Genomic DNA, 17700 nt, shown 5'->3' on the forward strand with positions numbered 1-17700 from the left:
TCACATGAGCCGGGTGCAGCGGGATCGGGTCAGGCTGGAGGACGTGGCGCGGGTCGCCCGCGTCTCGACCATGACCGTCTCCAATGTCCTGAACGACCGGGGCCGGGTCAGCGAAGACACCCGGGCGCGGGTGCGCGAGGCCGTCGCCGCCCTCGGCTATGCGCCCAATCTGTCCGCCAGCCGTCTGGTCGGAGCCAGCCTGTCCCGGGTCGGGGTCATCTATCCGTCCAGCGACTCCATCTTTCTGACCGGCCTCGTCGCCGCCATCGCCGCCGAGGCCGCGGGCAGGGGGCTGCAACTCATCCTGCGACCCGTCCCGCCCGAAGAGCCCGGCCTGACCCTGCTGGCTCAGGACGCAATCAGCGCGGGCGCGGAGGCCCTGATCCTGATCCCGCCCTTCGCCGAGCGGCTGGACGCTGAGGCGCGTGGGGCGATCACGGTCCCGGTCGCAGGGCTGGTCACCGCCGCGCCCATTCCGGGCATGACGACCGCCCGCATCGACAATGAAGCCGCCTCATCGGCCCTGACCGCCCTGCTGATCCGGGCCGGACATCGCCGTATCGGGGTGATCACCGGCCCGATGGATCATTCCGACAGTCTCGCCCGCCTGAACGGCTATCGACAGGCTCTGCGCGACCACGATCTGCCGGTCGAGGCCACGCTGGAGGTCCCGGGCGACTTCGGCTTCACCTCGGGCATCGCGGGCGCCGAGCGGCTGCTGGCGCTTCCGGAGCCGCCCACCGCCATCGTCGCCGCCAATGACGAGATGGCGGCGGGCGTCCTGTGGGTGCTGAACAGCCGCGGGCTCCGTGTGCCCGACGATATTGCCGTCTGCGGCTTCGATGACACCCTTCTGGCCACCCGTGTCTGGCCGACCCTGACCACGGTGCGTCAGCCGCTCGCCGCCCTGGCCGGTCAGGCGCTGGAAGACCTGATGAAGGCCTTCCGAAGCCGGGGCCGCGCCGTCGTCAACGCCGACACCGTCCTGCCGTTCGAACTGATCGAGCGGGGCTCGACACGGGAAGCCTGAGGCGTCTTCAGAAGGCCACTCGCACCCCCGCCGTCACCGCGCGACCGCCCAGCGGGGCGCGGTAGCGCAGGAAGGAGTTGTGCGGCCGGGCCTCCTCATCCAGCAGGTTGCTGGCGTCCACGAAGGCCTCCCACTGCCCGCCGGGCGCCTCGAGGGCGTAGGCCAGATGGGCGTCAACGAGGGTGTAGGCCTTGGAGCGCGCCTCGTTCTTGGCGGTCTTGTCCTGCGCCTCATGGTGCACGGCGCCCAGGGCGGCGTTCCACGGCCCCAGCGCCCAGACCACCTCCGCGCCGTAGCGCGACACCGGCATGCGGGGCAGGAAGTCGCCATCCAGATTGCGCCGGAAATACTCCTTGTCCCACGCCGGGGTGGTCCGCGACGAGGTGAAGGGGCTGTAGCCGTCCGGCAGGGTGAAGCGCGGCTTGCTCTCCACCTGATCGCCGAAGGCGCTCAGCTCGAAATCACCCCACGGCGTCGCATCGAAGCGGACCGAGGCCTGAACCTCCAGCCCCTCGATCAGGGTGTCGCCCTGCCGCCATTCCCGCACGGGCAGGGTCCGCGAGACGCCCGTGTTGCCCAGATAGATGTAGTTCTCATAGTCGGTGCGATAGGCATTGGCCGTCAGGCTGTAGCGACCGGCCCGCAGGCCCAGTCCGAACTCGACGTTCTCGGCCTTCTCGATGTCCAGCCGGGAGTCGCCCTGTTCCTCGGTCAGAATGCCGAAATGGTCGCCGTTGGCGTACATTTCGATCAGCGACGGGGCCCGCTCGGCGCTGTCGTATCGGGCCTCGGCGTACAGGCCGAAGGGCAGGTCGTAGCGCGCCGAGATCGAGGCGTTGGTGGTGTTGAAGCTCCGGTCCCGCGCCAGCGAGCCCAGGCCGCGCCCGTCGCGGATCGTCGCCTCGTCCACATTGTAGACGATCCGGTCGTGCCGCAGGCCGCCCTTGATGGTCAGGTCGCGCCAGACGAACTGCTCGGCCCAGAAGACGCCGTCCTCGGTCATCGCCACGGACGGCAGATAGGCCTTGGCGCCCTCGGTGGTCAGGTCACGGCGGCTGGCGTGCAGGCCCACGACGCCCGTCAGGCCCAGCCAGGGCGTGTGGGTCACGTCTACCCGGAAGTCGTCGGCCTGATTGATCAGGCGGGTGTGGACGGCGCCGTCGATGACCTCGCGGTCATCGCTCTCGCTGCTCATCAGGCGGATATCGACCCGATCCACGCCCAACGCGCGGGGGTAGAAGCCCGCCCGGAAGTCATAGCGTGTCAGCTCGACCTCCAGATCAATCGGCGACGGCTGCGGATGGGCCGAGGTGATGTAGGCGAAGCCCGGCACGCCGTAGTCGCTGGCGTAGTGCTGGACGCTGGCCCCGAAATAGCCGTCCGTGGCGATCCGGCTGCCGCCGAGGGTGAAGGCGGTGGTGGTCTGCGCGCTGTTGGGCAGGCGGCCGTCGGCCCCCGGATTGCGGTCGGTGATGATCTGCCGCTCGGGCGGGGTGCCGTCGACCCAGCGTCCGGTCTGCGGGTCGCGCACCCAGACCGGGGTCGCCAGGCGCACCTGACACAGGGTCTGCATGTCGACGCTGGAGACCAGATCGGCCCAGCTGCGGCAGGCGTCGGCCTTCGAGCCGCCGGGAATGCGCAGGTCCGGGCGATCCCGGTACAGGGCGTCCACATGCCAGGCCCATTCGTTCCGGCCGCCGTCCAGCCGGACCATGGCGGTCAGGTCGCTGTTGTAGCCGCCGCTGAACTGGGCGCGTCCGGAGAAGTCATCCGCCGGAACGGTCATGGGAATACGCCCGTCGGTCACCTCGATCGCGCCGCCGATGGCCGAACCGCCGTAGAGCACCGCGGCGGGCCCCTTCAGCACATCGATCCGGTCCGCCAGGAAAGGCTCGATCGGCGCGGCGTGGTCCCCGGACAGGGCCGAGGCGTCACGCGACTGCATGCCGTTGACCACCAGCGCCACGCGGGGACCGGCCTGTCCGCGCACTTCCGGACGTCCGGCGGAGGGGCCGAAGCCGCTGTTCTGCACGCCGGGGATGCGCGCCAGCGTCTGGCCGAGGGTCGGGGCGCGATCCCGCTCCAGCGCCCGCCCGTCCAGCACCTCGCGGGGGGCGGTGGACAGCAGGGAGGCCGCGTCTGCCGACCGTTCGCCGGTCACGATCACGGGGGACAGGGCGACGGCGCGGTCCTGCTCCTCGTCACTGGCGAAGGCGGGGGAGGCGAGGGCGACCAGAAGGGCGGGGACAGAGATCGCGGACAGGTAACGCAAGGGTACAACTTCACGCTGGAGGAACGACGGACGGGCCGTGCAGCGCCGCCAGCGCATTCGATATGTTATACCGTAACGATTCTCAAGGCAGCTTGGCCGTTCTGGGGCTTGCGGCGTCAGACAACGCCGTTGTCACGCCCGCCTAGCGGTTCCGCTCCCCACTCTCTATTCTCTCGCGCGAGATTCACTGTGAAGGATGCAGGAATGCGTCGCGTCGTCGTTACCGGCCTTGGCCTCCTGACCCCGCTCGGCTGGGGTGTCGAACATACCTGGAAGGGTATCGTGGAAGGCCGGTCCGGCATCGGGCCCATCACCAGCTTCGACACCGAAGGCTACGGCTGCACCATCGCGGGCGAGATTCCGTCGGTGGACGGACGCGGCGGCGGCGTCGCGGGCGAGCCGGGCGTCTTCGATCCTGAAAAGGTCATGTCGCCGAAGGACCGCAAGCGGGTCGACGACTTCATCGTCTATGCCATCGCCGCCGCCGACGAGGCTCTGGCCGACGCGAACTGGAAGCCCGAGACGGACGAGCAGAAGGAGCGGACCGGCGTCATGGTCGGCTCCGGCATCGGCGGCCTCGGCCCTATCGCCGACACCGCCATCATCCTGAAGGAGCAGGGCCCGCGCCGGGTCAGTCCCTTCTTCATCCCCATGTCGCTGATCAACCTGACCTCGGGCCAGATCTCGATCCGCCACGGCCTGAAGGGCCCGAACCACTCGGTCGTCACCGCCTGCGCCACCGGCGCCCACGCCATCGGCGATGCGGCCCGCATGATCGCGCTGGACGATGCCGACGTCATGGTCGCGGGCGGCGCTGAAAGCTCCATCGTGCCCATCGGCATCGCCGGCTTCCTGGCCTGCAAGGCCCTCTGCACCGCCTTCAACGACACGCCCGAGAAGGCCAGCCGTCCCTACGACAAGGACCACGCCGGCTTCATCATGGGCGAAGGCGCCGGGATCATGGTTCTGGAAGAGTACGAGCACGCCAAGGCGCGCGGCGCCAAGATCTACGCCGAGGTCGTCGGCTACGGCATGAGCGGCGACGCCTACCACATCACCGCCCCGTCCGAGGACGGCGAGGGCGGTCTGCGGGCCATGAAGGCGGCGCTGAAGCGCGCGGGCCTGCAGCCCTCGGACCTCGACTACGTCAACGCCCACGGCACCTCGACCATGGCCGACTGGATCGAGCTGAAGGCCATCGAGGGTCTGGTCGGCGATCACGCCAAGGATCTGGCCGTCTCCTCGACCAAGTCGATGACCGGCCACCTGCTGGGCGCCGCCGGCGCCATCGAGAGCATCTTCTCGGTGCTGGCTATCCGCGACCAGATCGCCCCGCCGACCATCAACCTCGATAATCCGGAGATGGAGACCCCCATCGATCTGGTCCCGCACAAGGGCAAGCCGATGAAGATCGACGTTGCGATGTCCAACAGCTTCGGCTTCGGCGGCACCAACGCCTCGGTCATCTTCAAGAAGGTGGACTGAGTGTTCCGTCGGTCGGTGGAGAAGGGTTCATCGGGACGCAAGACGGCTTTCCTGGCCGCGACGGCGACCTTCAGCCTGTTCGTGATCGCCGCCCTGGTGGCGGCGTGGAGCGTCTTCTATGCGCCCGGACCGTCCGCCCGTCAGGGCGAGGTGACCATCGTCACCCTGCCCAGCGGGGCCGGGGTCAGCGCCATCGCCGCCAATCTGAAGGCGGCGGGGGTCATCCGCTCGACCGACATGTTCAAGGCCGCCGCCAGCATCACCGGCGCCGACCGCAAGCTGCGCGCCGGCGAGTATGAGGTGCCGTCCGGCGCCTCGCTGCGCTCGGTGCTGGCCCTGCTCGTCTCGGGCAAGGTGGTGCGCCACTATGTGACCATCCCCGAGGGCTGGAGCTCGGCCCAGGCCGTCGATATCCTGATGCGCGAGCCGATCCTCACCGGCGCCGTGGACGAGGTGCCGGAGGAGGGCACTCTCTGGCCCGACACCTATGAAATTTCGCGCGGCGAGACCCGCGCCTCGCTCATCGCCCGGATGCAGCGCGCCCGCGACGACAACCTCGACCGCCTGTGGGCTACGCGCGGCCCCAACAGCGTCGTGCGCACCCTCGACGAGGCGGTGATCCTGGCCTCCATCGTCGAGAAGGAGACCGCCGTCGCCGCCGAGCGCCCGCGCGTCGCCGGGGTCTTCTCGAACCGCCTGCGCATGGGCATGCGGCTGGAGAGCGATCCGACCATCGTCTACGGCATCACCAAGGGCCGTCCGCTGGGCCGGGGCCTGCGCCGCTCCGAGATCGATGCGCACACCGACTGGAACACCTACCAGATCGACGGCCTGCCCCCGACGCCGATCGCCAATCCGGGCCGCGACGCCATCGCCGCCGTGCTCAATCCGCCGACAACCGAGGACATCTTCTTCGTCGCCGACGGCACCGGCGGCCACGCCTTCGCCCGCACCTATCCGGAGCATCTGGCCAATGTCGCCCGCTGGCGCGCCATCGAGCGCCGCCGCCAGGGCCTCCCGCCCGAGCCCGCCACCCCAGCGACGCCCGGAGCCGCCCCGGACGGCGCGCCTGCCGGCGTTCCCCCGGGTGTCAACGTCCCCGCCGGCGCCCAGGTCATCCGCATTCCGCAGCAACCGGCGCCAAGCCAGGGGGCCGCCCAATGAGCAAGCCCATTTCCGGCATGACCGGCTTCGGCCGGGCCGACGGGGCGGACGGCGACTGGAGCTGGTCGGTCGAGGCCCGCTCGGTCAACGGCCGCAATCTGGAGGTCCGCTTCCGCGGCCCGCCCGGCTTCGACAACCTCGAACGTCTCGCCAAGGCCTCCGGTCAGGCGAAGCTGAACCGGGGTCAGGTCACCCTGGGCGTTCAGGCCAGACGCGCCGAGGCCGGCGCCGCCGCGCTCAAGGTCAATGAAGAGGTGCTGGCCCGCTATCTCCAGCTGGCCAACCAGTTGGCCGAGGACGGCGCGACGCCGCCCTCCGCCGACGGCCTGCTCAGCCTGCGCGGCGTGCTGGAAGCGCCCGAGGAGGACGCCGACGTCGACGCCCGCGCCGCCATCGAGGCGCAGATCGCCGCCAGCATCGACGCCGCCCTCGACGCCCTCAAGGCCTCGCGCGAGCGGGAAGGGGAGCAACTGCTGCCCGTCATCACCGGCTTCATCGACCGCATCGAGCAACTGATCGCCGACGCCGAACGGGGAGCCGCCGCCCAGACCGACGCCATCCGCGAGCGCTTCACCCGCCGCATCACCGAACTGGCCCCCGACGCGCCGGGTCTCGAGGACCGCATCTTCCTTGAGGCCGCCGCGCTCGCCACCAAGGCCGACGTGCGCGAGGAGCTGGATCGCCTGACCGCCCACGTCGCCTCGGCCCGCACCCTGTTGCAGCAACCCCCCGCCGGGCGGAAACTCGACTTCCTGATGCAGGAATTTATGCGCGAGGCGAACACCCTCTGCTCAAAATCGGCTACGACCGCGCTCACCGGAATCGGCCTTGAGCTGAAGGCCGTCATCGAACAGCTCCGCGAACAGGTCCAGAATGTCGAATGAACGCACGCCCCGCCGGGGCGTCCTCCTGATCGTCGCCAGCCCCTCGGGCGCCGGCAAGACGTCGCTCTGCCGCCGCCTGATGGCGGACCACGGCAAGCTGGAGCTGTCGGTGTCCATGACCACCCGCGACATCCGTCCGGGCGAGGTCGCGGGCCGCGACTACAATTTCGTCAGCCAGGCCGAGTTCCAGCGCCTGATCGACGAGGACGCCTTCCTCGAATGGGCCGACGTCCACGGCAACCGCTACGGCAGCCCGCGCGCCCCCATCGACCGCGCCCTGGCCGAGGGTCGCGATGTCCTGTTCGACATCGACTGGCAAGGCGCTCGCGACATCGCCTTCAAATGCCCGGAGGACGCCGTCCGCGTCTTCATCCTGCCGCCCAGCCTCGAGGAACTGCGCCGCCGTCTGGTCACCCGCTCGCAGGACGCCGAAGAGGTCATCGAGCGCCGCATCCGCAACGCCAAGGGCGAGATCGAGCACTGCGACGAATTCGACTACGTCTTCGTCAACGACGACTTCGACCGCAGCTACGCCGAACTGGCCCACATCTACCACGCCGAACGCAGCCGCCGCCGCCGTAACCTCTGGGTCGAGGGCTACCGCAACGCCCTGCTGAACGAGGCGGTCTGACCTCTCAAAGCTGCCTGATCCTCGGCCCCAGTCCGGCGTTGTCGATCAGCAGGTCCGTCACCGCCCAGACCAGCGCATCCGCCCGGTCCGGGCTGTCGCCGCCGTCGGACCCCAGCCCCATCAGCTCCTCCTCCAGCGCGTCCAGACCGACGGCGTGGCGGACCCGGCCCTGTTCGTACAGGGCCGCCACCGGCTCGGCCCGCGCCCGCTTGCCCAGCGTCGCCCGCACCCGCTTCACCGGACAGCCGACCCCCGCCGCCTTCAGCACCGCCTCGACCATCTCGCCGCCCTGATTGGCCTCGGCGATCACCCGCACGGCGCCGTAGTCCGCGACCGCCTTCGCCACCGCCCCGGCCCAGCCCTGCGGCGACCGTCCCCGCACCGTCCGGTCCGCCAGCACGACGGCGGTTCCCCGACTTCGACCGGCGACGACAATCCCGCACGCGTCCCCGCCCGTCGAACAGGTCGGGTCCACCCCCACCACCACCCGCTCGAAGCGGTCCGGCAGGGCGCCGTCACGCCGCGCCCCCTCCACCATCTCCAGCGTGAACAGCGCCCCGTCGCCTTCCACGACCCGCCCCTCCAACTCCTGCGCGGCCAGCCTGGTCCCGCCGTACAGCGCCTCCAGCCCGTCCAGAAAGGCCGGCGCCAGATGCGCCGCATTCACCCGCGTGGGCAGGTCCGACCGCGCCAGCCCCGGCTCCTTCAGTAGCCGCCGCAGCGCCGCCGACGGGTTCGGCGTCGTGGTGATGACCAGTCGCGGCCGCATCCCCAGCCTCAGTCCCATCCGCAGCAGGGCCAGGGTGCTCTCCGGTCGCCGCCACGCGCACCATTCATCCGCCCAGGCTGCGCCGAACTGCGGCCCGCGCAAACTCTCCGGATCCTCCGCCGAGAAGGCCGTCGCCACCGCCCCGTTCGGCCACACCAGCCGCCGCCGGCTGGCCTCCCATCGCGGTCGCCCGCCAAAGGCGTAGCGGGGCAGGGCGCGCAGCCCCGACGGCCCCTCGATCATCACCTCGCGCACATCATGCAGGCTCTGCCCTACCAGGGCGATCCGGCCCCCGCCTGACGCCCCCTCCCGCGCCCGGTCGGCGATCCACTCGGCCCCCGCGCGCGTCTTGCCGCCCCCGCGCCCGCCCAGCAGCAGCCAGGTGCGCCATTCCGTCTCCGGCGCCCGCTGCCCCGCGTGCGCCAGCATTACCCAGTCCGCCGCCAGCCGCCGTCGCTCCTCCGCCGTCAGGGCGGACAGGCGCTTCTCCAGTTCCTTCTCCCGATGGGAGAAGGTGGCGGGGCGGAGCCCCGTCGGATGAGGGTCGGCTGTTTCCGTCGGCGTGAGCCGCCGCTCCCGGCGATCGACCGTCACCCTCCCTCTCCCGTCGGGAGAGAGGCCAGATCGCCCAGCACCTTCCGCCTCACCGCCTCGAACGCCGCCGCGTCATCCAGATTTTCCCCCGCTGGGGCAGGGGGGAGGGGACCACCCCCGTCACCGAACCGCTCCGCCGCCCGCGCCATCACCTCGGCCGCCCGCGCGGTCGCGGCGGCCTCGCTGATCCGTCCCAGCCGGGCCAGCCGCACCGCCTCGTCCATGACCGCCCGCGCGGCTTCCATCGGAGTCATCGGCGGCGCGACCTCGACCTCCGCTTCCACGGTCTCGATCCCGACCAGCTCGGCGTCCCGTCGCGCGAGGATTTCCGCGTCCCGCGCCGCTGCCACCGATCGCCTGGTCCATTCTTCCTTCCAGATGCGCCGGCGGATCGACGGCACGCTCGGCCCGTACCGCGCGCTGCACACCCCGGCGCTGTCTCCGGCCAGATAGTCTTCCCTCAGCCGCTCCCAGACCTCGGGGCCGAAACAGGCCCGGCGGCGCGGCGGTTTGGGGCGAGGGGCGATCGTCGGGTCCATCCGTCCATTATCCCCCCGTCTGAAAGGGGTGATGGAAGATGACGCTCGGCGATCGACCAAGCGCTGTCAGATCAAGGACTTACCTGACCGAATTATGATGGCTCAGCGCCTCGGCGCCCGCTCAGTCCGCGAAATTCGGCGCCCGTTTCTGCAGATTGGCCATCACCGCCTCGACCTGATTGGGTGACGCGACCAGCGCGGCCTGTTCCACGCTTTCGGCCAGCAGGATCGCGCCCGCGCCCTCATCCCGCGCCAGATTGGCCAGACCCTTGGCGCGGCGCACGGCGTCCGGATTGCGCGCGGCGATCTCCCGCGCCAGCGCCATCGCCTCGGCGTGCGGGTCGTCGGCCAGACGGGTGACGAAGCCCAGCTCCACCGCCTGTTCGCCGGTGAACTCGCGCGCCGTGTAGATCAGCTCGCGCAGCACATCGTCCCGCACCAGCCCGCGCCACAGGGCGAAGCCCGCCATGTCGGGCACCAGCCCCCATTTCATCTCCATCACCGACAGTCGCGCGTCCGGCCGGGCGATGCGGATGTCGGCGCCGGAAAACACCTGCAGCCCGCCGCCGAACACCACCCCGTGCCCCGCCGCGATCACCGGCACGGGCAGGGTGCGCCAGCCCCATGCGGTCTGCTGGAACAGATTGGCCAGGTCGTGGGTGCGGCTGACGATATCCAGACCCGCCCCGGCCAGCCCGGCCATGGTCTCCATGTCCAGCCCGGCGCAGAACCCGCGCCCTTCGCCCGACAGCACCACGGCCCGCAGCCCGGGCAGGGCCGCCAGCCGCGCCGGCGCCTCGCCCAGCGCCTCCAGCATCGCCATGTCCAGCGCGTTCAGCTTGTCGGGCCGGTTCAGCCGCACATCGGCGACGCCGTCCTCGAAGTCGATGCTCAGGCGCTCGGTCATGGCTTTCCCTCCGGACTGAACCTTGGTGTTAGCGGGCTGACCGTGCGGAAGGGAAGATAGGCCAACTGCGGGAAGGGGGCGGGGCAAAGTCTCCTCCCCGTCGCACAGCGATGGGGAGGGGACCGCGAAGCGGTGGAGGGGCTCTTTACCTCACGCGCCGGAAGCGGACAGGGAAAAGGTCGGCAAGGGGTGGAAAGCGGACATTGCCCGCAGTTAACGGGACATCGTGCAAGCCGCCTGATACCCCCGCCATCGGCTTGGCACAGACCTCCTCATTGTGCCGTTCTGTTCCGCATACTGAGAGTAAAGGTCGTCCCAAATGAAAATGCTCGCGGTCAGCGCGGCTACCCTGACGCTACTCCTTGGTTCAGTCGGATGTGCATCGAACATCGGACCAATCGATCAGGGCTCGGCCTCTCGTCAGTCCCGCAATGTCGCGCTGGCAAGCGAGATACAGGCCCTCTTCGAACAAGATCAGGCGATGTTGGCGACTGTCGCTCAAGCACGAAGTCGTCCTCACCTAAAGGGTGAGTATGAGCGGCATCTCGCCGACATCAGACGTTCCGGTCGGCGCAGTTTTTACGATGTCGAGGTCTACACTCACTGGGCTGCTGAGCCAGAAGCCCCTGCGGAGGTGGTGGAGTATGTAGCGTTCCGCGCTCGCTCTCATGAGCAACTGCTTTCAATCATCGAGAAAAATGGGTGGCCGACGCGCGGCATGGTGGGGGACGAGGCAGCAGCAATGTTCATGTTCGTCTTCGGGCATGACGATGGTTCGAACGACTGGCGGATGACTCAGCGTCCCGCCATCGAACGAGTTTTTCGAGAGGATCGGTTGAACCCTCGGATGTTTGCTCACCTGATGGACCGTTTGGAGGTGATCGGAGGGAGGCCCCAAATCTACGGCACGATCATGGGGCCGAGCGAAAACGGTGGTTCGCTTTATGAACCTCTTAGCGACACGGCGGATGAGACGGACGAGCGGCGGGTTTCGATCGGTCTGCCCACGATGCAGCAAGACCTCGCCAAGTTCACCGCTGGCGCGTCCATTGGTCCATACATGACGCCGATGACGCCTGACTTCGAATACACCATCGCAGATGTGTGGGTGCAGCCGACGTGACGGAAGGTGGCCCGCTGACCGTCGTAGCGACTTCCGATGTTCATTACGGGTCGGGAAGCGAAGCTCGGCTAAGGGGCGAAAGCCGAACCTGACCACTCTCCGCGAACGCGTCCCTGCCTCCATACCGCCCCGCTTGCTCCGCACCCCCGCCACACCCATCTCCCCCCCTGTTGTTTCAACACTCGAAAGGAGGTGGTCGAATGTCTCATTGTCTCATGCCGCACGCGGCTCTGACGGACGCGACTTCCGCCCTCATGGGGGCGCGCGCCTGATCGGCCGCACAGGCTGAACAATGCAAAGGGCCGCTCCGGAAGGGGCGGCCCTTTTTCTCCTTCTCCCCTTGGGGGAGAAGGCTTTCTACGTCTTCTTCCGCCGCATCAGCACCGCCCCGCCGTCCGTCGGCGCCGTCGGCTGTTCGATCCCCGCGAACGCCCGCGCCAGCCGCAGGAAGCCGTCCAGGTCGATCACCTCGGCCCGATCCTCCGGCGAAATCCCGGCCTTTTCGCACAGCTCGGCTCCGCCCAGCTGTTTCAGGCTGGAGCGCAGCATCTTCCGGCGCTGGCCGAAGGCTGCGGCGGTGACCCGCTCCAGCGCCTTCAGCAGTTCGCGGTCCGGGCGATCCTCACGCGGGACCAGATGCACCACGGCGCTGGCCACCTTCGGCGGCGGGGTGAAGGCGGCGGCGGGCAGGTGCATGACCAGCTTGGCCTCGGCCACCGCCTGCGAAATCACCGCCAGACGGCCATAGGCGTCGTCACCCGGCCGGGCCACCACCCGCTCGGCGACCTCCTTCTGGAACATCAGCGTCAGCGACGCGGGCGTCCACGGCCCGGTCAGCCATTTGATCAGCAGCGGCGTGCCGACATTGTAGGGCAGGTTGGACACCAGATGCGCCGGCCCCTCGACCAGTTGGTCCTCGCGCACGTTCAGCGCATCGGCCTCGACCACGGTCAGCCGCCCGGCGCCGTCATCAAGCTCGTTCAGCAGGGGGATGAAGCGCGGGTCCTTCTCGACCAGCACCACCTTGCCCGCGTCGCTCTCCAGCAGCGCCCGGGTCAGCCCGCCGGGGCCGGGGCCGACCTCGATCACCGGCCGCCCCTCGAACGGCCCGGCGAAACGCACGATCTTCCGCGTCACGTTCAGGTCCAGCAGGAAATGCTGGCCGAAGCTCTTCTTGGCGGCCAGCCCGTGGGCGTCGAGGTGTTCGCGGAGGGTCAGGTCCATGGAGGGGTTCATAGGGCGCCCCGCTGCTATCGTCATCCTCCGGCAAGCCGCGAAGCGGCGCAGACCGGGGGACCCAGCGGCGCCGCGACGGCGGCGAAACACTGAAGTCTGCAAGTTGAAGCACCGGCGCTCTCGACAGCTTCGCGCTCTCGCGCGCTGCTGGGTCCCCCGGTCGCTCCTTCGGAGCGCCGGAGGATGACGAAAGCAGGACGAGCTACCCCGCGCGCGCCGCCGCCATCACCCCCGCCAGCCGGATCGCCGCGATCAGGCTGTCGGCCCGGGCCACGCCCCTTCCGGCGATCTCGAAACCGGTGCCGTGATCCGGCGAGGTGCGCACGACCGGCAGGCCCAGCGTCGCATTGACCCCGCCCCAGAAGTCCAGCGTCTTGACCGGGATCAGGGCCTGATCGTGATACAGGCAGAGGGCGGCGTCATAGGTCGCGCGGGCCTCTTCATGGAACAGGGTGTCGGCGGGCAGGGGGCCGACCACGTTCAGGCCCTCGTCGCGCAACGCCTCCAGCGCCGGGCCGATGACCTCGATCTCCTCCAGCCCCAGCGCGCCGCCTTCGCCCGCATGCGGGTTCAGGCCGGCGACGGCCAGACGCGGGCGGGCGATGCCGAAGTCGCGCTTCATCGATTCATGAACCACGCGGGCGGTGCGCTGGATGCGCTCGACGGTGACCAGTTCGGGCACCTGGGCCAGCGGCGAGTGGATGGTCACCAGACAGGCGCGCAGGTCTTGCGCCGTCAGCATCATCACCGGGCCGCGTGTGCCGCTGAACGGGGCGTCAGCGGTCAGCTCGGCGATGAACTCGGTGTGGCCCGGAAAGCGGAAGCCGGCGGCGTAGAGCGGCGCCTTGGCGATCGGGGCGGTGACGACGCCCGAAGCCTCGCCGGACATCGCCAGATTGACCGCCTGCTCGATCCAGTCGGCGACGGGGCCGGCGTTGGCGGGGCTGGGGACGCCGGGCGTGACCGGGCCGGGCAGGGGCTGGTCCAGCACCGGAATGGCGCGGGCGAAGACGCCGGGCGCCTCGCTGATGTGCGGAATGGGCTGGACCGGCTGGCCTTGGGCGCGCAGCAGGGCGGCGTCGCCGATGACGGCGAAGACCGGGCCTTCCGCTTTCAGGGCGGCCCAGGCGCGGGCGATGATCTCGGGCCCGACGCCCGCCGGCTCCCCCATCGAGAGCGCCAGCGGGGCGGGCGACGGGGTCATCAGTTCTTGTACTCGATCAGGGCGTCTTCACGCAGGTCGCGCATGTAGCGGCGGCCCAGGGTCGCCAGGGTCTGGCGGAACAGCTGGTTCTCGACGACGCGGGCGTCCGGGGCCTCGGTCCCGCCGACGCGACGGCCGCAGACCGCGAGCAGGTGCACGCCCAGCGGGGTGCGGACCGGCGAGCTGATCGTGCCGATCTCCGACGAGCGGGCGACCTGCTGGAACTGCGGGGCCAGGTTCTGCACGTCCGCCTCGCCCAGATCGGCGCCCAGCAGGCCCTGTTCCGAACGGGCGCGGCCCAGGATGTTGTCGCAGGTCAGCTGACCGCGAATGCCTTCCAGCCGCTGCGTCGCCGCAGCCACATCCGCCTCCGACGCCGTCTCCGGCAGTTCGACCATCACCTGCTTCATCGACACCAGGCTGGCCGAAGCCCCATCCCGCTTGTCGCGCATGTAGATGATGTAAACCCCGCCCTCGACCGGAATCGGCCGTGAAAGCTGGCCGGGGGCCAGTTGGTCCAGCGCTTGCTGAAGGGCGGGCTGGACGGTGCCTTCGGCGATCCAGCCGGCGTCGCCGCCGCGGGTGGCCGAGGGGGCGGAGGAGAACTGCTGGGCCACGTTCTGGAAGGGCGCGCCCTGAACCATCTGGGCGACCAGCTGGGTGGCGCCGTTCATCGCGGCCTGCTGACCGCCGACGCGGGCGGCCTCGATGTAGATCTCGCCGACCAGATACTGCTTCTTGGTCGCGGCCTCATTGGCCTGGCGGACCGCGGCCTCGACGGCGGAGCGGCTGACGCGGGCCCGGCCCTGGAAGCGGCCGCCGACCAGTTGCGACCAGCCGATCTGGGTGCGGAGCTGTTCACGGACGGTCTGCGGGCGAATGCCGCCCTGGGCGAGGTACTGGAGGTAGGCCTCGGGCGTGGCGCCGACTTCCTGCGACATCGAGGCGATCTCGCGATCGACCTCCTCGTCGTTGACGACCAGGTCCGGATATTTCGCCAGTTCCTGAATCTGCAGCCGCTCGTCGATCAGGGCGTTCAGCGCCTGCTGCTGGATGGCGGGAAGGTTCTCGTTGGTCGGCTGGACCTGCGTCATGGCGATCAGCAGCAGCATGCGCTGGCGAAGATCAAAGCCGGTGATGACGCTGTCGTTGACGGTGACCAGAATGCCGTCGGTCATCTGGAACTGCGGCGCGGCGGCCGGAGCGGCCGCGGGCGCGCCTTCGGCGGCCGGGTTCAGCGTACCTGCGGCGGTCGGAGCCTGCTGCCCCGGTGCGGTCTGTGCGACGGCCGAGCCGGCCACCAGCGCGGCCATGGCCACGCCCGTCAAGTAACGCTGCAAACGCATGTCAGTCCTGATTCCTCATGCGGCGCCGCCGGTTCGACCCGGAATGCGCGGTCTTCGCGCAGCCTGAGTCGCGCGTCGGTCAGCGCCCGTCGCCCTGTCCTTACCCTGTACCGCCGAAAGTGGCGAGGTTTAGGCGGATATAGATGCCCTCGGACGGTCCACTGGGCCGGACCTGTGTGTTGTCCCGGCGCCACCCCAGCTCGAAGCGGAAGCAGTCGTCGTCGAACAGGATGCCGACTTCGGAGCGGGTGATCAGGTCGCGTTCCAGATCGGCGATGCCCGAGGCGGCGACACCCCAGTTGCCGTAAATGAACTGCTGGCCCGAGACCTGGACGAACTCGTAGTTGCGGTTCTCGGGGCCCGAGAGCGGGTTGGAGCGATCCACGATGTAGGTCATCGTCGCCAGATTGCGCGGCCCCCAGCGACCGTCGATGGCCGCCTCGGCGCGTCGGATATCGCCCGAGGAATCGATGGTCGCGTGGGCCCAGCCGCGGATGCGGTCCGAGGGCGAAAAGCTGCCCTGCACCACCCAGTCCGAGGTGTCCGCCGCCAGACCGGTCGGGTCGTAGAGCTGGGCGGGGGCGTCGGGCACCGGGATCAGGAAGGCCGATTCCTCCACATCGCGGAAGCTGCGTCCGACGAACAGGCTGGCCTGACGGCTTTCGCCCCAGCGCAGGGTCGCGCGGGCGCCCGTCGTAAAGCGCATGCCGCCTTCCAGCAGGTCGTAGCCGGGGAAGCGGTCGGTGCGGAACAGGGAGCTTTCGTCCAGCTCCAGTGTGGCGCTGTCTTCGTTCGGGATGCGGACATCCAGATCCGGGTCCGTCGAGACGGACAGCTGGGCCATGGGCTCGATGATCAGGTCAGCCCCGGCGTTGATGCGACGGATCAGCGGCCAGGAGACGTCCAGACCGGCGGTGGCCCGGCTGCGGGTCACGGTGTCGTCCTCGGCGCCCAGCATCGGCGGCAGGTCGCTGATCGAATAGACGTCCGCCCGGACATCGACGAAAGGCTCCCAGCGCACGCCGATGGGCGAGATCATGGTTCGGCGCCATTCCGCCTGACCGGAGACCCGGCGGCTGTCGATGCCGGAGAAGCCCGCCGTGGGGCCGACGGGGATCGCGCCGGGACGCAGCACCGGACTGCCCACATACTCTTCGCGATACAGGGAGACGGCGGAGCCCCGCAGTCGCAGGCGACCGCCGAACACCGGACCGTTCGGCTCCCAGCGGGCCTCGATCAGCGGCGCGACATAGGGTAGTTCGCCATCACTCTCGAAGACGTTCAGCGCCGGGGCGTCGAAGTCGAATTCCTTCACCCGCAGGCTCTGGATCGAGAAGGCGGCGACGGAGAGGTACGACCGCTCGGTCTGGCGTTCTGCGTAGAGCTGGGAGATCAGGCGGCGCTCATCGCCGTAGTACAGGCCGTTGTCCTGATAGGGCTCGCGGATGTCGTAGCGGTCGAACAGGGTCTTGTCCGAGGTCCGTTCGGCGGTGAAGCCCCAGCGCCACGGACCGGCCGGATCGAAGTCGCCGTGCGCCAGCAGATAGCTGCGGTTGGTCCGATCACCGAAGCGGACATGCTCCTCGACCTGACCATCATTGTCGGTGTCGAAATTGCCGAAATTGCGCTCGTGGGTATAGCCGCCGCGGACGACGATCGTCCCGTCAGAGAAGCGCCGGCGCCATTGCAGGTTCAGGAACGGCGCGACGTTGGTGTTGATCTGCGGACTGATCAGCCAGTCTTCCGACGGCGAGATCACATGCAGGTAGGGGACTTCGATGCTGACGCCGCGGTCCTGGTCGAAACGCGGGGTGGGGACCAGGAAGCCCGAGGCCCGTTCCACGGTCGGATCGGGGTGCGAGAACAGCGGCAGGTAGAAGACCGGCACGCCGCCGATCCGGAAGACGGCGTTGCGGTACAGGATGGCGCGCAGGGCCTCGTCCTGGACGACCTTCTCCGCCTGGATCGAAATGCTGGGCTGCTGGGTGGAGCCGTCCTCGTCGCAGATCGGGCAGGGGGTGAAGATGGCGTAGTTCAGCTCGTTGACGTTCTCGCTGCGTCGCACCGCCGTAGCCGCCATCAGACTGGCGCCGTTACGGAAGCGGGTGGCGAAATCGACCGCGACGCCCGCCTTCATGTCGGAATCGATCTGAAGCTGGCTGGCGAAGATCTGGTTGCCGCCGGGATCGGTGAACTCGACGCGATCACGGGCGCTGGCGACGCCCTGCGTCAGATCATAGCTGACTTCGCCGGCGCGCAGGGTGGTGTTGCGGAAACGGGCGAGCACCCGTTCCTCACCTCCCGTGGCGACGATCGTGTCGCCCGTCCGGGTGGTCGAATCGGCCTCGATATAAGCGGCGTTGGGCACGAGGCCATCCGGTCCCGGCTGTGCGGGAGGGGCGGACTGCGGCGCCGTGGTCTGGGCGTGGGCCAGCCCGTTGCAGGCGATCAGCGCCACCGCGCCCGCCCCGGCCAGAAGCCGGCGACGCAAGGCTGCGGTAGAGGGCCGACGGCGG

14 protein-coding genes are annotated in these 17700 nt (G+C 69.4%); 6 read left to right on the forward strand and 8 right to left on the reverse strand.

All coding sequences use genetic code 11. From position 1 onward, the window contains the following. The first annotated feature begins 4 nt into the window (after positions 1 to 4). Positions 5 to 1030, forward strand: a complete 1026-nt coding sequence (locus ACFQQC_RS12285; RefSeq protein ID WP_376862700.1) for a LacI family DNA-binding transcriptional regulator — start codon at positions 5 to 7, stop codon at positions 1028 to 1030. 7 nt (positions 1031 to 1037) lie between these two features. Here the strand turns inward: ACFQQC_RS12285 and ACFQQC_RS12290 are convergent, their stop codons facing one another. Next, positions 1038 to 3302 (reverse strand): TonB-dependent receptor, encoded by a 2265-nt coding sequence (locus ACFQQC_RS12290; RefSeq protein WP_376862701.1) that lies wholly within the window; start codon positions 3300 to 3302, stop codon positions 1038 to 1040. Between the two features lie 204 nt (positions 3303 to 3506). Here ACFQQC_RS12290 and fabF point away from each other — a divergent pair, with 204 nt between their 5' ends. The 4 genes from fabF to gmk are packed head-to-tail and all read left to right on the forward strand — an operon-like array spanning position 3507 to position 7466. Next, on the forward strand, positions 3507 to 4787 hold the full coding sequence (gene fabF / locus ACFQQC_RS12295; RefSeq protein ID WP_376862702.1) for a beta-ketoacyl-ACP synthase II: 1281 nt from the start codon (positions 3507 to 3509) through the stop codon (positions 4785 to 4787). Further along, a complete protein-coding gene (gene mltG, locus ACFQQC_RS12300) occupies positions 4788 to 5951 on the forward strand; it encodes an endolytic transglycosylase MltG (RefSeq protein WP_376862703.1) in 1164 nt (387 codons plus the stop codon). Further along, positions 5948 to 6835, forward strand: coding sequence for a YicC/YloC family endoribonuclease (locus ACFQQC_RS12305; protein ID WP_376862704.1), 888 nt, complete (start codon positions 5948 to 5950; stop codon positions 6833 to 6835). Before mltG ends, ACFQQC_RS12305 begins: the two co-directional genes overlap by 4 nt. Further along, positions 6825 to 7466, forward strand: coding sequence for a guanylate kinase (gmk, locus tag ACFQQC_RS12310; RefSeq protein ID WP_376862705.1), 642 nt, complete (start codon positions 6825 to 6827; stop codon positions 7464 to 7466). The genes ACFQQC_RS12305 and gmk overlap by 11 nt, the downstream gene beginning before the upstream one ends. A gap of 4 nt (positions 7467 to 7470) precedes the next feature. Here the strand turns inward: gmk and ACFQQC_RS12315 are convergent, their stop codons facing one another. From ACFQQC_RS12315 to ACFQQC_RS12325, 3 genes are all read right to left on the reverse strand, one after another. Further along, entirely contained in the window at positions 7471 to 8829 is a 1359-nt protein-coding gene (locus ACFQQC_RS12315; RefSeq protein ID WP_376862706.1) for a DNA-packaging protein, read from the reverse strand. Next, positions 8826 to 9368 (reverse strand): hypothetical protein, encoded by a 543-nt coding sequence (locus ACFQQC_RS12320; protein ID WP_376862708.1) that lies wholly within the window; start codon positions 9366 to 9368, stop codon positions 8826 to 8828. The genes ACFQQC_RS12315 and ACFQQC_RS12320 overlap by 4 nt, the downstream gene beginning before the upstream one ends. Positions 9369 to 9489: 121 nt before the next feature. Continuing rightward, positions 9490 to 10275 (reverse strand): crotonase/enoyl-CoA hydratase family protein, encoded by a 786-nt coding sequence (locus tag ACFQQC_RS12325; protein WP_376862709.1) that lies wholly within the window; start codon positions 10273 to 10275, stop codon positions 9490 to 9492. A gap of 319 nt (positions 10276 to 10594) precedes the next feature. On the opposite strand from ACFQQC_RS12325, the gene ACFQQC_RS12330 reads away from it, so the two are divergent. Next, on the forward strand, positions 10595 to 11398 hold the full coding sequence (locus ACFQQC_RS12330; RefSeq protein ID WP_376862710.1) for a DUF6624 domain-containing protein: 804 nt from the start codon (positions 10595 to 10597) through the stop codon (positions 11396 to 11398). A 357-nt stretch (positions 11399 to 11755) separates the two neighbouring features. Here the strand turns inward: ACFQQC_RS12330 and rsmA are convergent, their stop codons facing one another. From rsmA to ACFQQC_RS12350, 4 genes are all read right to left on the reverse strand, one after another. Further along, on the reverse strand, positions 11756 to 12622 hold the full coding sequence (gene rsmA / locus ACFQQC_RS12335; protein WP_376862711.1) for a 16S rRNA (adenine(1518)-N(6)/adenine(1519)-N(6))-dimethyltransferase RsmA: 867 nt from the start codon (positions 12620 to 12622) through the stop codon (positions 11756 to 11758). A 214-nt stretch (positions 12623 to 12836) separates the two neighbouring features. Further along, positions 12837 to 13838, reverse strand: a complete 1002-nt coding sequence (gene pdxA, locus ACFQQC_RS12340; RefSeq protein ID WP_376862712.1) for a 4-hydroxythreonine-4-phosphate dehydrogenase PdxA — start codon at positions 13836 to 13838, stop codon at positions 12837 to 12839. After that, positions 13838 to 15184, reverse strand: a complete 1347-nt coding sequence (locus tag ACFQQC_RS12345) for a peptidylprolyl isomerase (RefSeq protein WP_376862713.1) — start codon at positions 15182 to 15184, stop codon at positions 13838 to 13840. The genes pdxA and ACFQQC_RS12345 overlap by 1 nt, the downstream gene beginning before the upstream one ends. A gap of 100 nt (positions 15185 to 15284) precedes the next feature. Then, the gene (locus ACFQQC_RS12350) at positions 15285 to 17675 is read right to left on the reverse strand and encodes an LPS-assembly protein LptD (RefSeq protein WP_376862714.1); all 2391 of its coding nucleotides are present in this window, start codon (positions 17673 to 17675) and stop codon (positions 15285 to 15287) included. Positions 17676 to 17700: the final 25 nt, after the last annotated feature.

The sequence above is a fragment of the Brevundimonas sp. GCM10030266 genome (assembly GCF_042666595.1).
Taxonomy (GTDB): Bacteria; Pseudomonadota; Alphaproteobacteria; order Caulobacterales; family Caulobacteraceae; genus Brevundimonas.